The sequence below is a fragment of the Streptomyces sp. NPDC031265 genome (genome assembly GCF_055570295.1).
Genome location: NZ_JBVIHM010000001.1, coordinates 365,854 through 368,409, shown reverse-complemented (window position 1 = coordinate 368,409; position 2,556 = coordinate 365,854). Strand labels below are relative to the sequence as shown.

The following is a 2,556-nucleotide window of genomic DNA, read 5'->3' as shown; positions in this document are numbered from 1 at the left end:
GACCGGAGCCACGGCGGTCACCTTCGGCAGCACACCCGCTACCAGCTACACCGTCAATTCCCCCACCCAGATCACCGCCGTCGCCCCAGCGGGAACAAGCGCCGTACCCATCACCGTCACCACGCCCGGCGGCACAACCGGCCCCGTCTACTTCTTCTACCTCGACGCGCCCGCTGTCACCGCCGTTTCGCCGAGCCAGGGGCCGTCCTCGGGCGGCACCACCGTCATCCTCACCGGGGCCGGCCTGACCGGAGCCACGGCGGTCACCTTCGGCAGCACACCCGCTACCAGCTACACCGTCAATTCCCCCACCCAGATCACCGCCGTCGCCCCAGCGGGAACAGGCTCTGTCTCCGTCACTGTCACCGGACCGGGCGGCATCAGCAACTCCGTCATCTACACATACGTGGCATCACCGGTCCTCAACTCCCTTACCCCGAACCAGGGACCCACCGACGCCGGATCCGGCGTCACTCTCACCGGCAGCGGCCTGACCACCACGACCGCCGTCCACTGCGGTGCCGCGTCCGCAGCTTTCACCGTGCTGTCGGACACTGCGATTGCCGCGCTCGCCCCAGCGGGGGTGCCCGGCCCCGTTCCCGTCAGCGTGACCACGGCCGGCGGCACCAGCAACTCCCTCACCTACACACGTGTCGCCCGTCCCGGCATCTAGGAATCTACGAACAACGCTCCTCGCCTCCACTGCGCTTGCGGACCGTTCAGGTCCGCCCGGAGCATCTGGTCGATCAACGGCTTGTAAGCATCAAGGCCGCCGCCTCTGAACCGGCCGGGGCAGGCAGACCCGCCGGCGTCCTGCGAAGCCGGGCGACGTCGATACGGCCGCAGTCGAGACCACCGTGCAACGCGCCGTGCCCACACGGGCGTTCGGGCGCGAGATCGGCCAACGTCCGTACCGGCCCGCCGGAGCAAAGCAGCGCGTTGCACAGCTCATCGCCCCTCTTGGCCAGGCACGCATAGAACTCCGAGCTTTCCGAGCCCGAAGGTGCCCGCTACGCCCGCCCTACTTGTCGACCTTGTTGTGGCTGTGGTTGTCGATCTTGTTGTGGCTGTGGTTTTCGACCTTGTTGTGGCTGTGGTAATTGACCTCGTTGTGGCTGTGATAATTGACCACATTGTAGTTATGGATGTCGATCTCGTTGTGGCTGCCGCTGAAGTTGAAGTTGAAGTTGACCAGGCCACCGCAGAAGATGAGGCAGCTCCCGTTCGGAGGAGGTACCGGCGCCGCTGAGATCACAACCGTCGTCTCGTCAAACGAACCGCCGCATTTATCGTTGCCGTTGCCGCTGTAGGACGCCGTGATCGTATGCGTGCCGACGGTGGTCAGCTCGACTGACTGCGGCACCGTTTGCCCGTTGCCGTCTACCTTCGCGGTGAACAGCTCATTCGCGCCGTCGAGGAACGTCACGCCGAGACCGCCGCTGGGATCAACCGGGCAGGTCACCACCGCGGACAGACTCACCGATTGCCCAATTACCGCGGACGAAGGCGACGCCAGGGCCGTGGTCGACGAGCCTGCCGCCGCCGCAGGCGAGGCAAAGACCACCACGGCGGGCAAGGCGGCGAACCAGGTAAGTTTCCAGGCGGCCGGACCCTTCCAACATGTCACCATTTCTGTCTCCCTGATCGGACGTCAGGCGAGATTTACGCCTGATCCACGAGCATCACCCTACGGTGTGAGTTTGAGCATTCCGGAATTCGGTACGAGTTATTCATCTGGCCCAGGAGTTTCACCCGGATGTCACGCCGTCGCGTTGGCCGCATCTGTGCCCGCGCGCGAAGTAGGAATAAAAATTCGAGGAGGTGGGGCGGGCGCCGGCTCTCAGAGCGGCCGCCTTCGCCGAGGTCTGCCGTCGGCGCGGCCCGCACCGGGCCGGACAAGCAGCCCACCCTTGCCGCCCCTGCGGCCAAGCCGCTGCCCAACCTCATCGGCATCGGTCTCCAGAGCGCCCAGGACCAAGCCCAGGCCGCGGAGCTCTCAACCTGGCCTCCCACGACGCCACCGGCCAGGGCCGCTATCAGACCCTCGACCGCAACTGGAAGGTGTGCTTCCAGACTCCCAGCGCGGGCCAGGTGCCCTCCGGCACGAAGATCGAGTTCAGCGCGGTGAAGACCGCCGAGAGCTCCCCCCTCGACGGACCAGAACCCGGCAGGCGCCAAGACAGGCGGCACCCTGCCCGACTTCACCGGCAAGTCCCAAGCTCAGAGCGCGGGTTCGATTCCCGTCACTCGCTCCGAGCAAGAGCCCCAGGCCGACGGCCGGGGCTTTTTTGTTGCCCCAACTCGGTCCTCCTGTCGGCTCAGGAGCCGAGGGTTCGATGCGCCATTACAGCCAGCCCCGCCGCGATGCGCTCCACGCTGAGGCCCAGTTCGCGTTGGTGACGGAACAGTTCGGGGGCCAGCGGGGCCAGTAGTTGGTCCGCGAGGGTCTGCGGGTCGGGGAGGGGGGGCTCGCGCACCAGAGGGGGGAAGGGCGTGAGCCCAAAGACGTCCGGGCCCGCCCCCTCCCGCACCATCCCCATCCCCTCCCCCCGGGAC

The 2,556-nt window shown here is 66.7% G+C and carries 2 protein-coding genes and 1 pseudogene; 1 reads left to right on the top strand and 2 read right to left on the bottom strand.

All coding sequences use genetic code 11. From position 1 onward, the window contains the following. A partial coding sequence (locus ACZ499_RS01730) for an IPT/TIG domain-containing protein (RefSeq protein ID WP_468671088.1) occupies positions 1 to 673 on the top strand: 673 nt, incomplete at its 5' end. A 348-nt stretch (positions 674 to 1,021) separates the two neighbouring features. Here the strand turns inward: ACZ499_RS01730 and ACZ499_RS01725 are convergent. Together ACZ499_RS01725 and ACZ499_RS01720 are read right to left on the bottom strand one after the other, a co-directional pair. Then, complete coding sequence (locus ACZ499_RS01725; RefSeq protein ID WP_468671085.1) at positions 1,022 to 1,630, bottom strand: Ig-like domain-containing protein; 609 nt, start codon at positions 1,628 to 1,630, stop codon at positions 1,022 to 1,024. A gap of 688 nt (positions 1,631 to 2,318) precedes the next feature. Then, positions 2,319 to 2,556: pseudogene (locus ACZ499_RS01720) on the bottom strand (TetR/AcrR family transcriptional regulator); the annotation flags it as partial.

What these genes read in the sequence shown, in the direction of transcription:
- ACZ499_RS01725 (WP_468671085.1), bottom strand. Translation starts at nt 1,630, where the DNA reads ATGGTGACATGTTGGAAGGGTCCGGCCGCCTGGAAACTTACCTGGTTC.